This window comes from Micromonospora sp. C28SCA-DRY-2 (assembly GCF_030519475.1).
Lineage (GTDB): Bacteria > Actinomycetota > Actinomycetes > Mycobacteriales > Micromonosporaceae > Micromonospora.
In genome coordinates this window covers 306,054-325,305 of sequence record NZ_JAUMKD010000003.1, presented here as the reverse complement: position 1 = coordinate 325,305, position 19,252 = coordinate 306,054, and the positions used below count along the sequence as shown (strand labels likewise).

General features: G+C 76.3%; 18 protein-coding genes and 1 pseudogene. 9 read left to right on the top strand and 10 right to left on the bottom strand.

Going from position 1 to position 19,252, the window contains the following annotated elements; all coding sequences use genetic code 11:
- The first annotated feature begins 55 nt into the window (after positions 1-55).
- Positions 56-2,803 carry a LuxR family transcriptional regulator gene (locus tag Q3W71_RS15100; RefSeq protein ID WP_302919948.1) on the top strand — a complete coding sequence of 916 codons (2,748 nt, stop codon included), beginning with the start codon at positions 56-58 and terminating at the stop codon, positions 2,801-2,803.
- Positions 2,804-2,875: 72 nt separating this feature from the next.
- On the opposite strand, the gene Q3W71_RS15095 is transcribed toward Q3W71_RS15100, so the two are convergent.
- The 3 genes from Q3W71_RS15095 to Q3W71_RS15085 are packed head-to-tail and all read right to left on the bottom strand — an operon-like array spanning position 2,876 to position 6,078.
- Positions 2,876-3,949 (bottom strand): zinc-binding dehydrogenase, encoded by a 1,074-nt coding sequence (locus Q3W71_RS15095; RefSeq protein ID WP_302919947.1) that lies wholly within the window; start codon positions 3,947-3,949, stop codon positions 2,876-2,878.
- A complete protein-coding gene (locus Q3W71_RS15090) occupies positions 3,946-5,364 on the bottom strand; it encodes an aldehyde dehydrogenase family protein (protein ID WP_302919946.1) in 1,419 nt (472 codons plus the stop codon). Before Q3W71_RS15090 ends, Q3W71_RS15095 begins: the two co-directional genes overlap by 4 nt.
- A gap of 48 nt (positions 5,365-5,412) precedes the next feature.
- Complete coding sequence (locus tag Q3W71_RS15085) at positions 5,413-6,078, bottom strand: TetR/AcrR family transcriptional regulator (RefSeq protein WP_302919945.1); 666 nt, start codon at positions 6,076-6,078, stop codon at positions 5,413-5,415.
- A gap of 88 nt (positions 6,079-6,166) precedes the next feature.
- Between Q3W71_RS15085 and Q3W71_RS15080 the strand changes: the two genes are divergently transcribed.
- The 4 genes from Q3W71_RS15080 to Q3W71_RS15065 are packed head-to-tail and all read left to right on the top strand — an operon-like array spanning position 6,167 to position 9,744.
- Positions 6,167-7,315 (top strand): acyl-CoA dehydrogenase family protein, encoded by a 1,149-nt coding sequence (locus tag Q3W71_RS15080; protein ID WP_302919944.1) that lies wholly within the window; start codon positions 6,167-6,169, stop codon positions 7,313-7,315.
- Between the two features lie 15 nt (positions 7,316-7,330).
- Positions 7,331-8,089 (top strand): 3-oxoacyl-ACP reductase FabG, encoded by a 759-nt coding sequence (gene fabG / locus Q3W71_RS15075; protein WP_302919943.1) that lies wholly within the window; start codon positions 7,331-7,333, stop codon positions 8,087-8,089.
- 33 nt (positions 8,090-8,122) lie between these two features.
- Positions 8,123-9,295: an acyl-CoA dehydrogenase family protein gene (locus Q3W71_RS15070; RefSeq protein ID WP_302919942.1), complete on the top strand. Its 1,173-nt coding sequence runs from the start codon at positions 8,123-8,125 to the stop codon at positions 9,293-9,295.
- Positions 9,292-9,744 carry a MaoC family dehydratase gene (locus Q3W71_RS15065; RefSeq protein WP_302919941.1) on the top strand — a complete coding sequence of 151 codons (453 nt, stop codon included), beginning with the start codon at positions 9,292-9,294 and terminating at the stop codon, positions 9,742-9,744. Before Q3W71_RS15070 ends, Q3W71_RS15065 begins: the two co-directional genes overlap by 4 nt.
- Positions 9,745-9,784: 40 nt before the next feature.
- On the opposite strand, the gene Q3W71_RS15060 is transcribed toward Q3W71_RS15065, so the two are convergent.
- Positions 9,785-10,873 (bottom strand): spore photoproduct lyase family protein, encoded by a 1,089-nt coding sequence (locus Q3W71_RS15060; protein ID WP_302919940.1) that lies wholly within the window; start codon positions 10,871-10,873, stop codon positions 9,785-9,787.
- A gap of 101 nt (positions 10,874-10,974) precedes the next feature.
- Between Q3W71_RS15060 and Q3W71_RS15055 the strand changes: the two genes are divergently transcribed.
- Positions 10,975-11,724 carry a DNA-formamidopyrimidine glycosylase family protein gene (locus Q3W71_RS15055; RefSeq protein ID WP_302919939.1) on the top strand — a complete coding sequence of 250 codons (750 nt, stop codon included), beginning with the start codon at positions 10,975-10,977 and terminating at the stop codon, positions 11,722-11,724.
- Positions 11,725-11,742: 18 nt separating this feature from the next.
- Here the strand turns inward: Q3W71_RS15055 and Q3W71_RS15050 are convergent, their stop codons facing one another.
- The 3 genes from Q3W71_RS15050 to Q3W71_RS15040 form a co-directional block, all read right to left on the bottom strand.
- Positions 11,743-12,381 carry an STAS domain-containing protein gene (locus tag Q3W71_RS15050; RefSeq protein ID WP_302919938.1) on the bottom strand — a complete coding sequence of 213 codons (639 nt, stop codon included), beginning with the start codon at positions 12,379-12,381 and terminating at the stop codon, positions 11,743-11,745.
- A 117-nt stretch (positions 12,382-12,498) separates the two neighbouring features.
- Positions 12,499-12,771, bottom strand: coding sequence for a GlsB/YeaQ/YmgE family stress response membrane protein (locus Q3W71_RS15045; RefSeq protein WP_302919937.1), 273 nt, complete (start codon positions 12,769-12,771; stop codon positions 12,499-12,501).
- 44 nt (positions 12,772-12,815) lie between these two features.
- Entirely contained in the window at positions 12,816-13,304 is a 489-nt protein-coding gene (locus Q3W71_RS15040) for an STAS domain-containing protein (RefSeq protein ID WP_302919936.1), read from the bottom strand.
- A gap of 148 nt (positions 13,305-13,452) precedes the next feature.
- Here Q3W71_RS15040 and Q3W71_RS15035 point away from each other — a divergent pair, with 148 nt between their 5' ends.
- The 3 genes from Q3W71_RS15035 to Q3W71_RS15025 are packed head-to-tail and all read left to right on the top strand — an operon-like array spanning position 13,453 to position 16,075.
- A complete protein-coding gene (locus Q3W71_RS15035) occupies positions 13,453-14,127 on the top strand; it encodes a response regulator transcription factor (protein ID WP_302919934.1) in 675 nt (224 codons plus the stop codon).
- A complete protein-coding gene (locus Q3W71_RS15030; RefSeq protein ID WP_302919933.1) occupies positions 14,124-15,479 on the top strand; it encodes a HAMP domain-containing sensor histidine kinase in 1,356 nt (451 codons plus the stop codon). Before Q3W71_RS15035 ends, Q3W71_RS15030 begins: the two co-directional genes overlap by 4 nt.
- Positions 15,476-16,075 carry a GerMN domain-containing protein gene (locus Q3W71_RS15025; protein ID WP_302919932.1) on the top strand — a complete coding sequence of 200 codons (600 nt, stop codon included), beginning with the start codon at positions 15,476-15,478 and terminating at the stop codon, positions 16,073-16,075. Before Q3W71_RS15030 ends, Q3W71_RS15025 begins: the two co-directional genes overlap by 4 nt.
- 82 nt (positions 16,076-16,157) lie before the next feature.
- On the opposite strand, the gene Q3W71_RS15020 is transcribed toward Q3W71_RS15025, so the two are convergent.
- The 3 genes and pseudogenes from Q3W71_RS15020 to Q3W71_RS15010 all read right to left on the bottom strand — a co-directional run.
- Complete coding sequence (locus Q3W71_RS15020) at positions 16,158-16,658, bottom strand: DUF1772 domain-containing protein (protein ID WP_302919931.1); 501 nt, start codon at positions 16,656-16,658, stop codon at positions 16,158-16,160.
- Position 16,659: 1 nt separating this feature from the next.
- Positions 16,660-17,502, bottom strand: coding sequence for an NmrA family NAD(P)-binding protein (locus Q3W71_RS15015; RefSeq protein ID WP_302919930.1), 843 nt, complete (start codon positions 17,500-17,502; stop codon positions 16,660-16,662).
- Between the two features lie 99 nt (positions 17,503-17,601).
- Positions 17,602-19,200, bottom strand: a pseudogene (locus Q3W71_RS15010) (sulfatase); the annotation flags it as partial.
- Between the last annotated feature and the right edge of the window lie 52 nt (positions 19,201-19,252).

Sequence of the window (19,252 nt, the reverse complement as noted above, 5' to 3'; positions counted from 1 at the left end):
GCTCGCGCGGAAATCGACTCTTTCCTTCCGGTTTCCGATAGGTGACACTCGATGCATGGTTACTGCATCGACAGTGCAATTAACCGGGTTGTGGGGCCGCGACACCGAGTGCGCGGCCATCCGCCGGCTGCTCGACGGGCCGCCGGCCGCCGGGGGCGCGCTGCTGCTGTGGGGCGAGCCGGGAACGGGCCGCAGCGCACTGGTCGGCTACGCGCACCGGCAGGCCGGCGACCGTACAGTGCTCGCCGGTGCGGGGCTGGCCGAGGAAGCGGCGCTGCCGTACGCGGGCCTGCAACGCCTGCTCGACCCGCTGCTCGACCGGGCCGACGCGCTGCCCGAACCGCAGCGCGGGGTGCTGCGGGCGGCCCTGGCCGGCGCGGGCTGCCCCGCCCACCGCCGGCTCGCCCTGTCGATGGCCGTGCTGGGGCTGCTCACCGCCGCCGCCCGGGACCGCCCGCTGCTGTGCACCATGGACGACGTCGACCGGGGTGACCCGCAGACCGCCGAGGTGCTGGGTTTCGTGGCCCGCCGGCTACGCGACCTGCCCGTCGCCGTGCTGCTCACCGCGGGCACGGACGCGGTGGCCGGGGGAGTGCCGCGGCACCGGTTGCGGCCGCTCGACGAGCGTGCCGGCGCCGCCCTGCTCGCCGACCGGCTGCCCGGCCCCGCCCCGGCGGTGGCGGCGGCGCTGACCGCTGTCGCCGGCGGGAACCCGCAGGCCCTGGTCGACCTCGCCGAGGTGCTCACCCCCGGGCAGTGCCGGGGCGACGAGCCGCTGCCGGAGACTCCGCCGGTCGACGGCACGCTGGGCCGCGGCTACCGCGCCCGGCTGGACCGGCTGCCGGCCGACACCCGGCGGGTGCTGCTGCTGGCCGCGCTCGACCCGGACGCCGACCCGGCCACCCTGGCGCGGGCCGCGCGGGCCGCCGGCACCGCCATCGAGGCGCTCGCCCCGGCCGAGGCCGCCGGCCTGGTCCGCGTCGACGCGCGCCGGGTCGCCCTGCCGCAACCGCTGGCCCGGGCGGTGGTGGCGCAGAGCGCGCCGCTGGCCGCGCGGCGCGCCGCCCACCTGCTGCTCGCCGGCGTGCTCGACGGCCCCGACCAGCGGCTGCGTCGAGCCCTGCACCGGGCCGCCGCGGCGGAACCACCCGATCCCGCCTTGGCGGCCGAACTCGAGGCGGCCGCCACCGGCGCCGCCCCGGAGACCGCCGCGGCGGCGCTGGCCCGGGCCGGTGAACTCAGCGCCGCGCCCCGCCAGGCCGCGGCCCGGCTGGTCGGTGCGGCCCGGCTCGCCTGGACGGCCGGCCGGCCACAGTGGGCCCGGCGGCTGCTGGCCGACCCCCGGGTCGGCAACCCGGCCGACCCGGCCACCGCCGCCCGGGCCGAGCTGCTCCGCGGTGAGCTGGAACTGCGCTGCGGTACGCCGGCGGTCGCCGCGGCCACCCTGCTGGCCGCCGCGGCGGCGGTGTCCGGCGTGGATCGCCTCGCCGCCCTCGGTGCGCTGGTCCGTGCCGGCGAGGCGGCCTGCTTCACCGGCGACCAGTACCGGTACGCCGAGGTGGCGCGCCGGGTGGCGGCGCTGCGCCGGCCCGGCGACCCGCCCGCCGCCGAGTTGATGACCGCGCTGGCCGCCGGGGTGGCGGCGACGCTGCGCGGCGACCACGAGCGGGGCGGGCCCGCGCTGCGCCGGGCCGTGGTCCTCGGCAACCGGTTGACCGGGCCGGCGCTCACCCCGACCGCGCTGACCTGCGCGGCGGTCGCCGGCCTGCTGGTCGCGGTGGACGGCGCCGCCCACCGGCTCGCCGAGCGCGCCGTCGAGCTGGCCCGCGACCGGGGTGAACTCTCCCTGCTCTCCCGGGCGCTGGAGCTGCGCGCCATCGCCGAGTACTGGCTGGGCCGGCACGACGCCGCGGCGGACACCTCCCGGGAGGGGCTGCGGGTGGCCCGGGAGACCGGCCAGGTCAACTGCGCCGGCGTGCACCTGGGCATGCTGGCGGTGCTGGCGGCGGTACGGGCCGACCGGGACACCAGCCTGCGCCGGATCCGGGAGATCGGGGAGGCGGCCGCGCCGTACGGCCGGCCCTGGGCGCTGGCGCAGTGGGCCCTCGCGGTGCTCGACCTGGTGGACAACCGGCACGACGCGGCCGCCGCGCGGCTGGCCGCCCTGGCCCGACCCGCCATCGGTCGGGGGCAGGTGCTGGTCCAGGTGATGGCGACCCCGTACCTGGTGGAGGCCGCCGCCGGCGCCGCCCACCGGCCGGCGGCCGCCGCCGCGCTCGCCGTCTTCGACCGGTGGGCCAGCAGCACCGCGAGCCCGTCCCGCCGGGCGCTCTCCGCGCGCTGTCACGCGCTGCTGGCGCCCCGCGGCAGCGCCGCGGCCGAGCAGGGGTTCCGCGCCGCGCTGCGGCTGCACCCGACCGACGCCGGGGCGTTCGAGCGGGCCCGTACCGAGTTGCTGCTCGGCCGCGAGCTGCGCCGCAACCGCCGCCCCCGGGACGCCCGGGAGCACCTGCACACCGCCCGGGAGACCTTCGGCCTGCTCGGGCTGAGCGCCTGGGCCGAGCAGGCCACCACCGAGCTGCGGGCCGCCGGCGAGTCGGTCGGCACGCCCGACCTGCCGGCGGCGCGGCTGCTCACCGGCCAGCAACTGCGGATCGCGCAACTGGTCGCCGAGGGGGCCACCAACCGGGAGATCGCCGCCCGGATGTTCCTGTCCACCCGTACCGTCGACCACCACCTGCGCAACATCTTCCACCGGCTCGGCATCCGCTCGCGTACCGAGCTGGCCCGGGCGCTCACCTGACGACCGCCCGTGGTGAGCCCGGGGCCGGCCGTTCCGAGCGGTCCAGGGTGGCGCCGTGGGGAGGCGGGGGCGTCAGGGCAGCACGACGGTCCGGGCGCCCTCGCCCCGGGCCATCCGCTCGAACGCCGCCGCGGCGCCGTCCAGGCCGGTCCGGTCGGTGATCAGGGGCGCCAGGTCGAGGGTGCCGTCGAGCACGGCCCAGGCGAGGTCCGGTACGTCCCGGTCCGGATCGGACGAACCGTAGACCGAGGAGCGCAGCGTGCGGGCCGAGTGGAAGATGTCCAGCGCGCTGAGCCCCACCACGTCGTCCTTCGCGCCCATGCCCACCACGATCACCTGCCCGCCGCGCCGGGTGGCCCGCCAGGCGGTGCGGATGGTGGCGCCGCGCCCGACGCACTCCAGCGCGTGGTCGACGCCCCGGCCTCCGGTCCGCTCCCGGACCGCCCGGTTGAGCGAGTCGTCGGCCAGCAGGAAGTCGGTGGCGCCGGCCGCGCGCGCCAGCTCCGCCTTGGCCGGCGACACGTCGACCGCGAGCACCGGATCCGCGCCGGCCGCCCGGGCCGCGGAGACCACCGACAGGCCGACCCCGCCGAGCCCGATCACCGCCACCGACTCGCCGGCGGCCACCCGGGCGGTACGGCGCACCGCGCCGACCCCGGTGAGCACGGCGCAGCCGAGCAGCGCCGCGGCGTCGAAGGGCAGCTCCGCCGGCACCGGGATGACCGCGTCCTGCGGCACCACCACCTCCTCGGCCAGCGCGCCGAGACCGAGCGTGACGTGCAGCGGCTCGCCGGTCGACGTCCGGCCCCGCGCGGCCGCCGGGGAGCCGGCCCGCTCGCAGAGCCACGGCTCGCCGCGCCCGCAGTACCAGCACCGCCGGCACGGCGGCGCCCAGTTGAGCACCACGTGCGCGCCGGGTGCGACCCGGTCGACGCCGGCGCCGACCTCGACCACCACGCCGGCCGCCTCGTGCCCGAGCACCAGCGGGTACGGCGGCGCCAGCGTGCCGTTGACCATGGACAGGTCGGAGTGGCAGACGCCGGCGGCCCGGATGGCCACCCGCACCTCACCCGACCCGGTGGCGGGCAGCTCCACCCGCTCCACCCGAGGCGGCCCGCCCACCGCCCGGACGACCAGCGCCCTCACCGCTGGATGGCCTTGGTCTGCCAGAACTCCTCCAGCCCGTAGCGGCCCAGCTCGCGGCCGAGGCCGGACTGCTTGTAGCCGCCGAACGGGGCGAGCGGGTTGAACGGCGCGCCGTTGATGTCGACCGCCCCGGTACGCAGCCGCCGGGCGACCCGCAGCGCGCGCTCCTGGTCGCCGGACCAGACCGCGCCGGCCAACCCGTAGCGGGAGTTGTTGGCGACGGCCACCGCCGCGTCCTCGTCGTCGACCGGGATGACCGCCAGCACCGGGCCGAAGACCTCCTCCTGGGCCAGCGCGCTGTCCGGGTCGACGTCGGCGATCACCGTCGGGGCGACGAAGTAGCCGCGCTCGGGCAGCGGGGCGTCCGGCCCGCCGGCGACCAGCCGTCCGCCGTCGGCCAGCCCTCGGGCGACGTGCCCGGTGACCCGGTCCCGCTGGGTGGCGGAGACCAGCGGGCCGAGCCGGGTGTCCGGGTCGAACGGGTCGCCGAGCCGGTAGCCCTCGGCGACCTTGGCGGCCAGGGCCAGCGCCTCGTCGTAGCGGTCCCGGTGCACCAGCATCCGGGTCCAGGCGGTGCAGGTCTGGCCGGAGTTGAGGAAGGCGTTGCCCACTCCGACCTTCACCGCGGTGGCCAGGTCGGCGTCGTCCAGGATCACGTTGGCGGACTTGCCGCCGAGTTCCAGGGCCACCCGGGCGATCCGGTCGGCGGCCAGGTGGGAGATCCGCCGCCCGGTGGCGGTCGAGCCGGTGAAGGAGACCATGTCGACGTCCGGGTGGGCGGCGATGGCCTCGCCGACCTCCGGGCCGGTGCCGGGCACCAGGTTGACCACCCCCGGCGGGAAGCCGGCCTCGTGGATCGCGTCGAAGAGCAGGTACGCGGTGAGCGGCGTCAGCTCGCTCGGCTTGAGCACCACTGTGCAGCCGGCGGCCAGGGCGGGCGCCAGCTTCGCCACCACCTGGTGCAGCGGGTAGTTCCACGGGGTGATCGCGCCGACCACGCCGACCGGTTCGCGGACGACCAGCGAGTTGCCGACCGTCTCCTCCGCCGGTGGCCGGGCGGCCAGGTCCACGTAGCTGCGCAGCACGGTCAGCGGCAGCCCGGCCTGCACCCGGACGGCGATCTTCAGCGGGGTGCCCAGCTCGGTCGCGACGGTGTTGGCGATGGTGTGCGCCCGCGCGGTGAGCGCGGCGTGCAGCCGGTCCAGCGCGGCGGCCCGCTCGGCCGGGGCGGCGCCGGCCCAGCCGGGGAAGGCCGCCCGGGCCGCCGCGACGGCCCGGTCGACGTCGGCCGCCGTGCCGGCCGGCACAGTCGCGACGACCTCCTCGGTCGCCGGGTTGCGCACCGCCAGGGTCTGCCCGGAGGAGGCGGCGACCCAGGCCCCGTCGAGGTAGATGTCGGTCCGTGCGAGATCCATCGCGCCCCTCACGTACGTCGGCCAAAACTAGCGGTGCAAGTTTTGACTCTAGTACGCCGTGCGGCCGGACGGGAGGGGCGGCAACGGCCCGATGTGCTCCTCGTAGGTGCGGGAGAGCCCGTCGATGAGCGCGTCGAGGCCGAGCGCGAAGGCGCCCTCGTCCACCCGCTGCTGGTGCTCGGCGAGCCGGTGCGCCTGGGTCAGGTGCGGGTACTGCTCGGCGTAGAGGCTCGGGTCCTCGACGAAGCCGCGGGCGAACGACCCGAGCGCCGAACCGGCGACGAAGTAGCGCATCAGCGCGCCGATGTGGGTGGCCCGGGCGGGCGGCCAGCCCGCGTCGACCAGTCCACCGTAGACGGCGTCGGCCATGGCCAGCGCCGCCGGGCGGCGCCCCGGCCCGCGGGCCAGGTACGGCACGATGTTCGGGTGCGCGGCCAGCGCCGCCCGGTACGAGTGCCCCCACCGGCGCAGCGCCTCGCGCCAGTCGACGTGGCCGAAGAACGACACGTCCACCTGGCCGGTGACGCTGTCGGCCACCGCGTCGAGGATCTCGTCCTTGGTGGCGAAGTGGTTGTACAGCGACGGTCCGCGTACCCCGAGTTCGGCGGCGAGCCGGCGGGTGGAGAAGCCCTCCAGTCCCTCCGCGTCGATCAGCGCGGCGGCGGCCTCGACGATCCGCTGCCGGCTGAGCAGCGCCTGCCGCGGCCGGGGCATCCGTCCCTCCCTCGCTCGATGGTCCGCCGCAAACTCTGCCACAGCCGGGTCTGGACGGAATTAAACTTGCAGCGCTAGTTTATCGGCCATGGACCTTCAGCTCTCCGCCGAACAGGCGGCGGTCCGCCGGCTCGCCGCGGAGTTCGTCGACCGCGAGGTGACCCCGCACGCGGCGGCCTGGGACCGGCGGGAGTCGGTGGACCCGGAGATCGTCGGCAAGCTCGGCCAGCTCGGCTTCCTCGGGCTGACCATCCCCGAGGACGACGGCGGCTCCGGCGGCGACCACCTCGCGTACTGCCTGGTGCTGGAGGAACTGGGCCGGGGCGACTCGGCCGTGCGGGGCATCGTCTCGGTGTCGCTCGGGCTGGTCGCCAAGTCCATCGCCGCGCACGGGACCCCGGCGCAGCGGGCGCAGTGGCTGCCCCGGCTCTGTGCCGGCGCCGCGCTCGGCTGCTTCGCGCTGACCGAACCGGACAGCGGTTCGGACGCCGCCGCGCTGGCCACCCGGGCGGTCCGGGACGGCCGCGACTGGCTGCTCACCGGCACCAAGACGTTCATCACCAACGGCACCACCGCCGACGTCGCGCTGGTCTTCGCCCGCACCGGCGGCCCCGGCCACCGGGGGATCACCGCGTTCCTCGTGCCCACCGACGCGCCCGGGCTCACCCGCCGCGAGATCCACGGCAAGCTCGGCCTGCGCGGGCAGGCCACCGGCGAGCTGCGCTTCGACGGCGTGCGGGTGCCGGACTCGGCGCGCCTGGGCGAGGAGGGCGGCGGCTTCCGGCTGGCGCTGGCCACCCTGGCCAAGGGCCGGATGTCGGTCGCCGCCGGCTGCGTCGGGATCGCCCAGGGCTGCCTGGACGCGGCGGTCGGCTACGCCGGGCAGCGCACCCAGTTCGGCAAGCCGATCGCCGGCCACCAGCTGGTGCAGCAACTGCTCGCCGCCATCGCGGTCGACACCAACGCCGCCCGGCTGCTGGTGTGGCAGGTCGCCGACCTCGTCGACCGGGGCCAGCCGTTCGCCACCGAGGCGTCGATGGCCAAGCTCTTCGCCAGCGAGGCCGCCGTCCGCGCGGCCAACAACGCCGTCCAGGTCTTCGGCGGGTACGGCTACATCGACGAGTACCCGGTCGGCAAGTACCTGCGCGACGCCCGCGTCGCCACCCTCTACGAGGGCACCAGCCAGATCCAGCAGCTGCTCATCGGGCGCGCGCTCACCGGCGTGAACGCCTTCTGACCCCAGGGAGCAACCGTGACCAGATTCGCCGACCGGGTCGCCGTCGTCACCGGCGCCGCGCGGGGCATCGGCGCCGCGACCGCGCACCGGCTGGCCACCGAGGGCGCCGCCGTCGCCGTGGTCGACCTCGACGCGCAGCGCAGCCAGGCCGTCGCCGACGAGATCACCGCGGCCGGCGGCCGGGCCGTCGGGATCGGCTGCGACGTGACCGACCCCGAGGCGGTCGCCGCGATGACCGACCGGGTGGTGCGCACCTACGGCGGGCTGCACGTGCTGGTGAACAACGCCGGCATCACCCGCGACGACCTGCTGTTCAAGATGCCCCTGCCGCACTGGGAGGCGGTGCTGACCACCAACCTGACCAGCATGTTCCTCTGCTGCCAGGCGGCCCAGCAGCACATGGTCGCGGCCCGCTACGGGCGGATCGTCAACCTCAGCAGCCGCTCCGCCCTCGGCAACCGGGGCCAGGTCAACTACGCGGCGGCCAAGGCCGGCGTGCAGGGCCTGACCGCCACCCTCGCCATCGAGCTGGGCCCGTTCAACGTCACCGTGAACGCGGTCGCCCCGGGCTACGTGGCCACCGCGATGACCGCCGCGACCGCCGAGCGGGTGGGCGCCAGCCCGGCGGAGCACCAGCGGATGGTCGCCGAGCACACCCCGCTGCGCCGGGTCGCCCAGCCGGCCGAGATCGCCTCGGTGATCGCCTTCCTGGCCAGCGACGACGCCTCGTACGTCAGCGGCCAGACCCTGTACGTCAACGGCGGCGCGCGCTGAGACGCGCGTACCAGCTCAGCACCCGGAGGGGACATGGACTTCGCGCTTTCCGACACCGAGCGGGCCATCCGCGACACCGCCCGCGACTTCATCACCAAGGAGGTCATGCCGCTGGAACCGGAGCTGCTGCGGCGGGAACGGGCGCACCGGCCCGGGCTGGAACCGGCTGAACTTCGCGAGTTGCAGCTCAAGGCGCGCGCGTTCGGCTTCTGGGGCCTGGCCACCCCGGAGGAGTACGGCGGCATGGACCTCTCCGCCGTCACCCAGTCGCTGATCTGGACCGAGATCGGCCGCTCGTTCGTGCCGTTCCGGTTCGGCGGCGAGGCCGACAACATCCTGTTCCACTGCAACGAGGAGCAGAAGCGGGAGTACCTGATCCCGACCATCGAGGGCGAGCGGCGCAGCTGCTTCGCGATCACCGAGCCGGGCGCCGGGTCGGACGCGGCCAACATCAAGCTCAGCGCCCGCCGCGACGGCGACGACTGGATCCTCAACGGCGAGAAGACCTTCATCACCGGCGGCAACGAGGCCGACTTCGCCATCGTGATCGCGGTGACCGACCGGGAGAAGGGGGCGCGCAACGGCGGCGCCACCGCGTTCCTGGTGGACCGGTCGATGGGCTGGCGGTCGGAGTTCATCCAGACCATGGGTGAGGGCGGGCCGGCCTCGCTGGTCTTCTCCGACGTCCGGGTGCCCGGCCGCAACATCCTCGGCGAGCTGGGGCAGGGCTTCACCCTCGGCATGGAGTGGATCGGCAAGGGCCGCTACACCATCCCCTCGCACGCGGTGGGCATCGCCGAGCGCGCGCTGCGGATGGCGATCGACCACGCCAACAGCCGGCAGACCTTCGGCCGGCCGATCGGCGAGAACCAGGCGATCCAGTGGATGATCGCCGATTCGGAGACCGAGCTGGAGGCGGCCCGCTGGCTCATCCTGCGGGCCGCCTGGACGGTGGACCAGGGCATGGACCCCCGGCACGCCTCCTCGATGGCCAAGCTCTACGGCGCCGGCATGGTCAACCGGGTGGTGGACCGGGTGCTCCAGATCCACGGCGGCATGGGCTACACCCGGGAGCTGCCGATCGAGCGCTGGTACCGGCAGGTCCGGCTCTACCGGATCTTCGAGGGCACCGACGAGATGCAGCGGCTGATCATCGCGCGGGACCTGTTGCGCGGCTACACCAAGTTGGGCGGGCACCTGGCATGAGGACCTTCGCCTCCCTCGACGAGCTGGCCGCCGCGGTCGGCGAGACCATCGGCCCCGGCGACTGGCAGCGGATCGACCAGAGCCGGGTCGACCTCTTCGCCGACGCCACCGACGACCACCAGTGGATCCACGTCGACCCGGAGCGGGCCGCCGCCGGCCCGTTCGGCGGGACCATCGCGCACGGCTACCTGACGCTGTCCCTGCTGCCGGCGCTGGCCGGCCGCCTCTACCGGGTGCAGGGGGTGCGGATGGGCGTCAACTACGGGCTGAACCGGGTGCGGTTCCCGGCCCCGGTGCGGGTGGGCAGCGCGGTGCGGGCCACCGCCACCATCGCCGAGGTCTCCGGCGTGGACGGCGGGGTGCAGCTGGTCGCCGCGGTCACCGTGGAGAGCGACGCGGGCGGCAAGCCGGTCTGCGTCGCCGAGACGGTGAGCCGCCTCTACGCGTGACCGCCGCGCCGGCCGGGCCCACCCGGTTCGGCCGGCGCGGTCAGAAGGCGTACCGGATGCGGCAGTACGGGGTCCGGGCGGCGATCAGCTCGGTCAGCGCGGCGACGTAGCGCCCCTTGTGGCCGGTGCGGTAGCGCACGTTCCAGCCGCCGGTCTGCGAGCGCTTGGGCTGCTGGAGGTCCGGGCGCCAGAGCAGCTCCTCGGCCTTCGGGTGCCAGCCGAGGTTGACCTCGTGCAGCCGGTCGTTGTGGGTGAGGAAGACGACCTCGGCGGCGAGCTGGGCCCGGGCCCGGGGCCCGATCCCGGCGTCGAGCTGGTCGAGCAGCTCCGCCCAGTCGTCGAGCCAGCCGTCGCGGACCACCACCGGGCTGAAGTTGACGTGCACCTCGTAGCCGGCCGCGACGAAGTCGTCGATCGCGGCGATCCGTTCGGCGACCGGCGAGGTGCGGATGTCGAGCAGCCTGGCGTCCCGGGCGGGCATCAGCGAGAACCGGATCCGGGTACGCCCGCGCGGGTCCCAGTCGAGCAGGTCGCGGTTGACGTGCTTGGTGGCGAAGCTGGCCTTGGCGGTGGGCAGGGCGCGGAAGCGGGTGACCAGGTCGCGGACGTTGTCGCTGACCCGGGCGTCCAGCGAGCAGTCGGAGTTCTCGCCGATGTCGTACACCCACGCGTGCGGGTCGCACTGGTTCGGGGTGTCCTTCACGCCCTGCCGGGCGACGTGCCGGGACAGGTAGCCGGTGATCCGGTCGATGTTGGCGAAGACGGTGATCGGGTTGCTGTAGCCCTTGCGCCGCGGCACGTAGCAGTAGGCGCACGCCATGGCGCAGCCGTTGGCGGTGGACGGGGCGATGAAGTCGCTGGAGCGGCCGTTGGGCCGGGCGGTGAGCGACTTCTTCACCCCGAGCACCAGGGTCTCGGTCTTGATCCGCACCCAGCGGGCCACGTTCGTCTCGTCGCCGTACAGCTCCGGGATGCGGGTGTGGCTGTCGATCTCGATCCGCTCGGCGTCGGGGAAGCGGGCCAGCACCTGCTGGCCGCGCGGGAGCGCGGCGGCCTTCGGCTCCACGAAGATCCGCCGGATGTCGAGCAGCCGGGACTGCGGGGCGACGTCGGTCACGAACCAGTACAACTGCGGACCGACCGCCCGTCTTCCCGCTGGTGGCGGCGTTTCCCGCCGGACGTGCCGGGTATCCGCCGCCATGCCCGCCCTGTCCCGCCGAGGTGGCTGACGTGCCCGAGGGGCACCTGATCCACCGGTACGCCCGCGAGCAGCAGGCCGCGCTCGCCGGGCAGGTGCTGGCGGTCTCCAGCCCGCAGGGCCGGTTCGATCCGGGCCCCTACGACGGGCGGCGGCTGCGCGCCGTGGAGGCGTACGGCAAGCACCTGCTCTACCACCTGGACGGCAGCCCGACCCTGCACGTGCACCTGGGCATGCGCGGGCTGTTCCTGCGCCACGACGACCCGACCGCCGCCCCGCGCGCCGGGGTGCGGCTGCGGCTGGCCGGCGCCGCGGTCGCGTACGACCTGATCGCCCCGATCCGGTGCGAGCCACTGCCGCCCGGCGGCGAGCGCGCGCTGCGGGCCTCGCTCGGGCCGGACCCGCTGCGCGCCGACGCCGACCCGGCGGAGGCGGTCCGCCGGCTGGCCGCCGTGCGGGGCGCGGTCGGCGCCGCGGTGCTCGACCAGGCGGTCTGGGCCGGCATCGGCAACGCCTGGCGGGCCGAACTGCTCTTCCTCGCCGGCCTCGACCCGGACACCCGGGGCGTCGGGCCGGAGCCCGCCCGGCGGCTCTGGGACCTCGCGGTGCGGTACCTGGCCCTGGGCCGCGACGCCGGCCAGGTGGTCAGCGACCCGGCGGCTCCGGACGAGCGGTGGGTCTACAAGCGGCCGGCGTGCCGGCGCTGCGGCGCGCCAGTGCGGGTCTGGGAGCTGGGCGGGCGCTCGGCGTACGCCTGCCCGGTCGACCAGCCCTCCGGCTGACCCGGCCGGCGGGGCGCCTCACCCGGTCCGGACGGGGGCGGCCGCCGCCCGCCGCGCCGGAGCCGGACCGGGGCCCGCGGGCCCGGCGGCGCGGCTCGGCCGGGACACCTCCGCGACGGCCTCCTCGACGCTGTCGAAGACCGGGAAGACCCCGTCCAGGCGCATCGTGTGCAGCACCGTGCGGAGGTAGCGGGACGGCGCGGCGAGGCACAGCACCGCACCGCGTTCGCGGGCGTCCCGGTGGGCGCGGACCAGCAGCCCGAGCCCGGCGGAGTCGATCAGGTGGACGCGGGCCAGGTCGACCACCACGTGCCCGCGCACCTCGACGGCCCCGTGCAGGGCCGCACGGAGCGCGTCGCCGCCGTCCAGGTCGATGTCGCCGGTGACGCTCACCACCGGTACGTCCTCGAGGTAGTCGATGCCGAGCACCTCGCCGGGGTGGCGGCCGCCGGTCGGGTCGGCCGGGTCGGGCGGCAGCGGGGCGCAGCGCGGGCAGCGGTGCGGGCCGGTGGCGAAGGGCGAGCCGCTCCAGCCGTGCTCGGACACCAGCGTCCAGACCACCTCGGCGTCCGGCAGCACGCAGGCGGTCGCGCGGACCGTGTCGCCGCAGGCGTCGCAGATCAGCGTCATCAGGTTCTCGTCGGGTACGACGGTCATGGTCCTCTTCCTCGCGTTCTGCCGGTCGGCTCGCGCGGTGCCCCCGCCGACCCCGGCGCCCCGTCGGGCCGCCGGAGTGGCCGGTCCGGCGCGGGACGACCGGCCGGGGAACCCGGATCAGGTCGGGTCGGATTCCTCACGTCCGGTGGTGAGCGCGACCAGGGCGACACCGGCCGTCGCCGATCCGACCTGCACGACCAGGTCGAGCGGGCCGAAGCGGCCGCCGGCGTCGGCCAGGCCGACCACCACCGTGCCGAGCACGGCGGTGACCACCCCGACCACCAGCGCCAGCCAGACCGGGACCTCCCGCAGTCCCGGCAGGGCGAACCGGCCCACCGCCCCGACGGCGAGGCCGACCGCCACCGCCGCGCCCAGACCGGTCCCGGTCATGCTGTCCTCCTCGGTACTCGACCCCGGTCGCCGCCGGGGCGTGGTCACGACGGCGAGGCGACCACCGCCCGGCCGCAGGGGCGGCCGTTCGGTCCGCTGGAGCGGGTCGCCCCACCGGCCGGCAGGGGGGTTGTGCCGGCCGGTGGGGGAGCCGTGCCGGCCGGCGGGGAAGCCGGACCGACGGGTGGGGGTGGCGCGTCGGGGAGTGGTGCCGCCGGCGGTCCGGAGCCGGTCACCGGCAGCACCTGGTCCAGCCGGGCGGTCTGCAGGATCCGGCGGATCCGCGGGTTCGGGTCGCGCAGGCTCAGCACCGCCTGCCGGCGGGCGAGCCGCCGGTGCACGTCCAGCAGCAGCCCGATGCCGGCGGCGTCGACGTGCCGGCAGCCGGCCAGGTTGACCACCACGTGCCCGGGGGACAGCGCCAGCACCCGGTCGAAGACCGGGCCCGTCACCGACAGGCCGGCCCGGTCCAGTTCCGTGCCGAGCGCCACCTCGATCAGCGGCACCGACCACCCTGCCTGCTGTTGCGTCACCGGTCGCCCTCCCCGCCCGTCGGCTCCGGCACCCACCCTGCCGGCCGACCGTGGCACTGGATCCGCGGTTGCATGACAGTTATGTGACAAATCCGTCCGGCGCCGGCCAGGGCTGGGCGCCCGGCGGGGTGCCGGGGATGATGCGGGTATGACGGGCGTACTGGTGATCGAGGACGACGACCGGATCCGTCTGGCCCTGCTGCTCGCCCTGGAGGACGAGGGTTACGCCGCACGCGGGGCGGCCACCGCGGAGGAGGGACTCCGCGCGCAGCGTCAGGACCCGGCCGACAACGTGCTCGTCGACCTGATGCTGCCGGGGCTGGACGGCTTCGAGTGCATCCGGCAGCTGCGCCGCGACGACGACGTGCCGATCGTGGTGATCAGCGCCCGCGACGACACCCACGACATCGTCGCGGCGCTGGAGGCGGGCGCCGACGACTACGTGGTGAAGCCCGTCGCGATCAAGGAACTCTCCGCGCGGCTGCGCGCCCTGCGCCGGCGCGCCCGGGCCGCCGCCCCGGCGGTGTCCGTGCTCACCTTCGGTGAACTGGAGATCAGCCCGGAGGCCGGCGAGGTACGCCGCGACGGGCAGCCGGTGCCGGTCACCCGCACCGAGTTCCGGCTGCTCTGCGAGCTGGCCGAGCACGCCGGACGGGTGCTGTCCCGGCAGCAGTTGCTCAGCCGGGTGTGGGGCTACCACACCGGCGACGAACGCCTCGTCGACGTGCACGTCGGCCGGCTCCGCCAGAAGATCGAGAGCGACCCGGCCAACCCGCGCCACCTGGTCACCCTGCGTGGGCTCGGCTACAAGCTGCAACGATGAGGCGGCTCGGCCTGCGGGCCCGGGTCACCGCCGGCTTCGCCGTCGGCGCGTTGCTGCTGGCCGCGTCGATGGCCCTGGTGTCCTACGAGCTGACCCGGCGGTCACTGCTGGACGAGCGGGAGCGCACCGCGCTGCGCGCGGCGTACTTCGACGCGGCGGTGGTGCGCACCGGCCTGGACGCCGAGGCGCCCGACGTGGCGGAGGTGCTGCGGTCGCTGGACACCGGCGGCAACCGCCGTCCGTTGCTGTACCGCGACGACCAGTGGTACCTGCGTACCGCCGACGACGGGCTGACCGCCGCCGTCCCCGCCGAGCTGCAACGCCTGGTGCGCGGCGGGGAACCGGCGGTGCAGCGGGTCCGGATCGACGGTCAGCCGGCCCTGCTGGTCGGCGTGCCGGTGGCCGAGGCGGTCGGCTACTACGAGGTGACCTCGCTGCGGGAGCTGGAGGAGACGCTCCAGGTCCTCGCCCTGGCGCTGACCGCCGTCGCCATCGTGGTGGCCGGGTCCGGCGCGGCGGTCGGCTGGTACGCCACCCGGCACAGCCTGCGGCCGCTCACCGCTGTCGCCGACGCGGCCGAGAAGATCGCGGCCGGCAGCTTCACCGCCCGGCTGGCGCCGACCACCGACCCCGACCTGACCCGGCTCTCCACCTCGTTCAACCACATGGTCGACCAGCTCGCCCGGCGCATCGAGCGGGACCGCCGGTTCGCCGCCGACGTCAGCCACGAGCTGCGCTCGCCGTTGCAGACGTTGTCCGCCGCGGCGAGCGTGCTGGCCAACCGCCGGGAGCACCTCGACGAGCGGACCGCGCTGGCCGCCGGTCTGGTGGCCGACGAGGTGGCCCGCTTCCAGCAGTTGGTCAACGACCTGATCGAGCTGGCCCGCAGCGACCGGCCGGCCGACCGGGCGCCGGTCGACGTGGCGGCGCTGGCCCGGGAGGCCTGCCGGTCCCGGTCCCTGCCCGACGCGCTGGTGCGGGTCGCGCCGGGCACCGCGACGACCTGGTCGGTGGACCGGCGCCGGGTGGAGCAGATCCTGGTCAACCTGCTCGACAACGCGGTGCGCTACGGCGGCGGGCCGGTCGCCGTGCGGCTGGCCCGGCAGGGCGGGACGGGCGTCGTCGAGGTGGACGACGAGGGTCCGGGCGTGCCGGTCGCCGAGCGGGAGGCGGTCTTCGACCGGTTCGTCCGGGCCCGGGCCGCGCACGCCCGGGCCGGCGGCGACGGCAGCGGCCTCGGGCTGGCCCTGGTCGCCCAGCACGCCGCCGCCCACGGCGGCCGGGCCGAGGTCGGGGACCGCCCCGGCGGCGGGGCCCGGTTCCGGGTCGAACTGCCCGAGGCCCTCCGATGAGCCGGCACACCGGCGGCGGCGGGTCGGGCCGGCGGGCGGTGGGCCGGGCCGCCCTCGCCGCGCTCGTGCTGCTGCTCGCCGGGTGCGGGGTGCCGGTCGAGGACACCCCCCGCACCGTGCCGGCGCCGCGCGGCCCGTTCCCCTCGGCGGCCACCGGCGAGGCGACCTCCCCGGCGGGCCGGGTCGCCGAGGTGCTCTGCTTCGTCCGCGACGACCGGCTGGTGCCGGTCGAGCGGCGGCTGGACGCCGCCCCGACGGCCGACGCCCAGTTGGCCCACCTGCTCGCCGGCCCGAGCGCCGCCGAACGGGACCGGGGGCTGACCAGCTCGCTGCCCGGCGCGGTCGGCGGGGCCACCGTGCGGATCACCGGCGCCCACGCCGAGGTCGACGTCGGCGCGGTCGACGACGAGGCGGGCCGCAGCGACGAGGTGCTCGCCTTCGGGCAGCTGGTCTGTACCCTGACCGCCCGCACCGACGTGGAGACCGTGTCGTTCCTGCGGCGCGGGCAGCCGCTCGGCGTACCGCGGGCGGACGGGTCGCTGTCCCGGCAGCCACTCAGCGCGGCCGACTACACCGACCTCATCACCCCGGGCTGACCCCGCGCCCCGGTCGGTCGCCGCCCCGGGCGGGCCAGCGCGCCGCCGCCCGGCCCGCCCGGCCGCCCGGCCGGTCAGCCGGTCAGCCGGTCAGCCGGCCGTGCGCCACCAGGGCCCAGCCGAGCAGCGTGAACGCGGCGGTCGAGGCGACCGCGCGGACCAGGTTCCAGCGCACCCAGGTGGCGGTGAACCGGTCCCGCACCGCGGCCAGGTCGGCCACCCGGTCCGGATCGCCGGCGGCGGCCAGCTGGTTGTTCAGCGGCACGTTCACCGTCCCGGTGACGACCAGCACCACCAGGTAGAGCAGCAGCGCGGCGAGGATCCACGGCAGCACGGACCGGTGCGCCGCGCCGAGGTGCAGCGCCGCCGCCAGCCCGGCGCACACCAGCGCGCCGAGGAAGCAAAGCAGGAACCAACCGTTGATGATGGACTCGTTGATCCGCTGCATGGCGAGGACCAGGGTCCGGTCGTCCGCCCGGACCAGGCCGGGCAGCACCGCGTAGGCGAACGCCGCGAACAGGCCGGCCATCAGGCCGGTGGACACCGCGGCGGCGAGCAGGCTGACCGTACGCAGCACTGTCATCTCACGCCTCCCACACGCCGGTCGCCGCGGTGGCCCGGGCGTACTCGGTGACATCCCGCGGCGGGCGGCCCAGCGCCCGCCGCACGCCCCCGGCCAGGCTGGCGTTGCGCCCGTCGAGGACCTCGGTGAACAGGTACGTCAGCAACGCGACCACGTCGGCCGGCGCGCCGGCCCGGTCCAGCGCCGCGGTGTACTCGGCGACCGGCACCGGGGTGAACCGGACCGGCCGGCCGGTCGCGGCGGCGATCTCGGCGACCACGTCGGCGAACGTCAGCAGCCGCGGGCCGGTCACCTCGTACACCTCGCCGGCGTGCCCGTCCCGGGTCAGCGCCGCGACGGCGACCGCCGCGACGTCGTCCGCGTCGACGAACGGCTCCGCCACCCCGTCGACCGGCAGCGCCACCTCGCCCCGCCGTACGTCGTGGACGAACGGGCCCTCGCTGAAGTTCTGCTGGAACCAGCTCGCCCGCACCACCGTCCACCGGCCCCCGGCGGTGTCCACCACCTGCCGTACCGCCCGCTCGGCCTGCTCGGCCTCGGGTTCGCCCCGGCCGGAGAGCAGCACCACCCGGTCCACCCCGGCGGCGACCGCCAGCCGGGTGAACGACTCCACCGTCTCCACCGCGCCGGGCGCCGCCAGGTCCGGCTGGTACGACAGGTACACCGCGCCGACGCCGGCCACCGCGTCCGGCCAGGTCGCCCGGTCGGTCCAGTCGAAGGGGGGCGTGCCGGTGCGGGAACCGAGCCGGACGGGCCGGCCGAGCGCGGCGAGCCGGTCGGCGACGCGGCGGCCGGTCTTGCCGGTGCCGCCGAGCACCAGCACCGGTTGTTCGTTGATCGTCATGCCCTCCATCCAACGCCGGCCGCGCGCCGCGGGCCATGCGCGGGACGCGCGACCGCATGCGCGTGCGTCTCGCCGCCGGCCGCGGCCACCGGCCCCGCGTCAGCGGCCGTGCGCCCGGCCGGCCGGCGGGCCGGCGCCGAAGGCGGTCAGGAACCGGTCGCGGAAGGCGTCCATCGGCCAGACCGGCGCGTCCGGCCCCGGTCGCAGCCCGTCCTGCCAGCCCCAGCCGGCGACGCGGTCGAGCACCGCCGGGTCGGCGGCGACGATGCTGACCGGCACGTCCCGGCTGGCGTCGTCGCCGGTGACCACCGGGGCTGGCTGGTGGTCGCCGAGGAAGACCAGCACCAGGTCCCGGTCCCCGTACGTCTCCAGGTAGGAGATCACCGTGCGCAGCGAGTACTCGACGGCCTTGCGGTAGCCGGCGCGGGGCTGCGACTTCGGGTTGCTGACCGCGGCGTCGTGGTAGACGCTGCCGTCGCCGACGGCTGCCCAGTCGATCACCTTGGGGATCCGGGTCCAGGGGGAGTGGCTGGAGATCAGCGGGATCTCGGCCATCAGCGGCGGGCGGCCGGCGACGTCCCGCTCCCGGCGCTGGAAGGTGGCCAGGGTGTACTGGTCGGGCATCGGGGCGTAGCTGAACTTCGGCCCCCGGTAGCCCAGGCCCGCGGCGTCGTAGTACCGGTCGTAGCCGAAGAACGACCCCTCCGGCCACGGCTGGGTGGCGGCGGGCATCACCCCGACGGTGTCCCAACCGGCCCGCCGGAAGGCGCCGCCGAGGGTGAGCCGGTCGCTGGCCAGCAGGCTGCGGTGGCGCTGCTCGTTGTCGATCCACAGCCCGGACAGCAGCGTGTCGTGGGCCAGCCAGCTGCCGCCCCCGGTGGTGGGCGAGGTGAGGAAGCCGCTGCGGGCGGCGAACCCGGCCGCCCGCAGCCGCTCGGTGCCGGCGTCCAGCACCTCGCCGACCCGCGCGAACTCCGGGTCCTCGACCGCGTCCCGGCCGTAGCTCTCCACGAAGGCGACGATGACGTCCTTGCCGCGCAGCGCGGTCAGCAGTTCGGTGCCCGGGGTGTCGCGGAACGGGTCCGCGCCCACCTGCGCGGCGAACGCCTCCCGGTCGCGCAGCCGCGCCTGCGCCTGCCGGGCGTGGTCCCGCACCAGCGCGGTGACGGCGGTGTCGGCGACCGGCACGCCGGGGGCGACCCGCACCCCGGTGGTCGCGGCGGCCACCCAGAGCACCACCAGCACGGCGATCACCCGGCGCGCCCCGACCTCGTGCCGGGCCACCAGCCCGGCCAGCCGCAGCGCCGCCGCGGTGAGGGCCAGCACCAGCGCCACGGCCAGCACCAGCACGCCGACGACCGCGCCGGTGCCACCGGCCCGCCCGAACGAGTCGGTGAGGAAGGCGACCGCGTCGTCGAGCAGCGCCCAGTCGAGCACCACGTCGAAGCGCCGGCCCAGCGCCGAGCGGAACCCCAGGTCGGCGAGCTTCAGCACGGTCAGCAGGGCGAGCAGCGTCCCGGCCGCGGCGGCCACCAGCCGCCGCGGCCGGCCCGGCAGCGCGAGCAGCAGGGCGGCCAGCAGCAGCCCTTCCAGCGGAACGCGCAGGAAGGCGGCGGGGGTGAGCTGCCCGGGCCGGCTCGGCAGGGTGAGCGCGACCAGCACCAGCAGCGCGGCCAGCGCGGTGGTCACCCACCTCGCCGCGGCCCGGCCGCGCCGGCCGCCGCGCCCGGCGGTGGTACGCGGTGGGCCG